Annotated in this window: 3 protein-coding genes; 1 reads left to right on the top strand and 2 read right to left on the bottom strand. The window is 45.4% G+C overall.

Annotation, left to right across the window (positions count from 1 at the left end):
• Nucleotides 1–1,125: recombinase family protein (locus DW826_RS17780; protein ID WP_117553335.1), on the top strand; the 1,125-nt coding region annotated here is incomplete at its 5' end.
• A 26-nt stretch (nucleotides 1,126–1,151) separates the two neighbouring features.
• Here the strand turns inward: DW826_RS17780 and DW826_RS18415 are convergent.
• Both DW826_RS18415 and DW826_RS17770 read right to left on the bottom strand, forming a co-directional pair.
• Entirely contained in the window at nucleotides 1,152–1,322 is a 171-nt protein-coding gene (locus DW826_RS18415; RefSeq protein WP_181968109.1) for a hypothetical protein, read from the bottom strand.
• Between the two features lie 40 nt (nucleotides 1,323–1,362).
• On the bottom strand, nucleotides 1,363–2,253 hold the full coding sequence (locus tag DW826_RS17770; protein ID WP_347472430.1) for an HD domain-containing phosphohydrolase: 891 nt from the start codon (nucleotides 2,251–2,253) through the stop codon (nucleotides 1,363–1,365).
• Nucleotides 2,254–2,273: the final 20 nt, after the last annotated feature.

Raw genomic sequence — 2,273 nt, 5'->3', positions numbered from 1 at the left:
GAAACCATACAGAAGCGGGTAACGGACGCTTACTATTCCCGTAGCCAGCGAGGCTTCAAGATGGGCGGGAAAGCCCCTTACGGCTTCCATACAGAGCCAATCAAGATGGACGGTATCAACACAAAGAAGCTGGTGGTAAACCCAGACGAAGCGGCAAATATCCGGCTGATGTTCGAGATGTACGCCCAGCCCACAACCTCCTACGGGGATATTACCCGGTACTTTGCCGAACAGGGAATTTTATTCAACGGCAAGGAACTAATACGCCCCACGCTGGCGCAGATGTTACGCAATCCTGTCTATGTGCAGGCAGACCTTGATGTGTACGAATTTTTCAAAAGTCAAGGGACAATCATTGTCAATGACGCTGCCGATTTTACCGGCATGAATGGCTGCTATCTGTATCAAGGGCGGGATGTGAAGCCCAGCAAAAAGAACGACTTGAAAGACCAAATGCTGGTGCTGGCTCCCCATGAGGGCATTGTCCCCTCCGACATCTGGCTGACCTGCCGCAAGAAGCTGATGAACAACATGAAAATCCAGTCTGCCCGGAAAGCCACCCATACATGGCTGGCGGGAAAAATCAAGTGCGGAAACTGCGGGTATGCCCTTATGAGCATTAACAATCCTGTGGGAAAGCAATATCTCCGCTGCACAAAACGGCTGGACAATAAAAGCTGTGCCGGGTGCGGGAAAATCATCACTTCGGAACTGGAAACGGTTGTTTATCAGCAGATGGTAAAGAAACTGGCAAGCTACAAGACGCTGACAGGCAGAAAGAAAGCGGCAAAGGCAAACCCGAAAATTGCCGCCCTGCAAGTGGAACTTGCCCATGTGGACGGCGAGATTGAAAAACTGGTGGACAGTCTGACGAGCGCAAACAATGTGCTGCTCTCCTATGTGAATGTGAAGATAGCAGAACTGGACGGACGCAAGCAGGAACTTCTGGCGAGGATAGCGGAACTAACGGTGGAAGCCATCAGCCCGGAACAGGTCAGCCAGATTTCCGGCTACCTCGACACTTGGGAGAATGTATCCTTTGACGACAAACGGCGGGTGGTGGACTTGATGATTACCACCATAGCCGCCACAAGCGACAGCTTGAATATCACATGGAAAATCTGACGGGCGGAACCCCTCCCGTCAGATACCTACCCTGTGTAGTCCCTTGTAAACTGTACTTTTGTGCTCCATAAATATACCGTGATGGTTTCTGCATCTTCTTTTTTCTCACTTTTTCCGCCGCAGGCCGACAGAAGTGATATACTCATCACCATCATTAAAAGTACAGCCAAAGCCCTGTTCCATCTTTTCTTTTTCATTACGGATCCCCCTCTGGGATTGTTTCCCATTTTCTTTCTTCTATCCCTGCTGCTCTGTTGTATTTTCTTCTTTAACAATATCAAAGTATCCGACAATTCCTATAAATCCGTCTTTTTTCAGAGGAGACCATAGAGTATGAAGTTTCAGATCATACATCTGTTTTTTGTTTTCCATCTTTGCCATTACCTGCAATGAGATTTCTTTATTTTGCTCAGATGCCTGAGCCAGCAAATCTCTGACATGTCCTATATCTTCGCCGCTTACTTCGAATATATTGAATACATCGTACTTTGGATCATCTCTTTGACATATTATCTGCTTTTTTTCGTTCATTATAGTCAGCTGGCCTGAAATTGCATTATACTCAATGGAATTTTTGCCGCTATTCATTTTAAAAAACTCTATTTTTTCCTGCATAAGCTTAATGGCATACTGGGAATAATTTTTACGGGGCAAAGACTTTTCCCGTAATATTTCATTAGAGAGCCTCTGCGCCTCATAGTACTGTTTATCATCATCTATTTTGTCAGTAAGCATTTTAGAAAGCTGAAGCCTGAGTTCTTTTAAGCATTTAAGAAGAACCGGATTGAACTGTCCACACTGTCCTTCCAGGATCATTTTAACCGCTGTATCATGATCAAATGCTTTCTTATAGCATCTTTCACTGGTAAGTGCATCATAAACATCGACTATCGATACGACCTGTGCTGAAATTGGTATCTCTTCACCCTTCAGTCCATCCGGATAGCCTTTTCCATCCCATCTTTCATGATGCCATCTGCAGATTTCCCATGCGGTATGCACCAATGGTTTATCCTTTGGAAAAGGCATATCCTGGATCAGGATCGCACCTATTTCACTGTGCGTTTTCATGATCCTAAATTCTTCATCGGTCAGTCTGCCCGGTTTAGTTATCAACCACCACTTCAAGTCAACATCATAAACTTAAG

This window comes from Clostridium sp. AM34-11AC (assembly GCF_003435375.1).
In the GTDB taxonomy this organism is placed as follows: domain Bacteria; phylum Bacillota; class Clostridia; order Lachnospirales; family Lachnospiraceae; genus Pilosibacter; species Pilosibacter fragilis.
This window is presented reverse-complemented; position numbering and strand designations above follow the sequence as displayed.

Coding starts and splice junctions, on each gene's coding strand:
- DW826_RS18415 (WP_181968109.1), bottom strand. CDS start 1,322: ATGAAAAAGAAAAGATGGAACAGGGCTTTGGCTGTACTTTTAATGATG.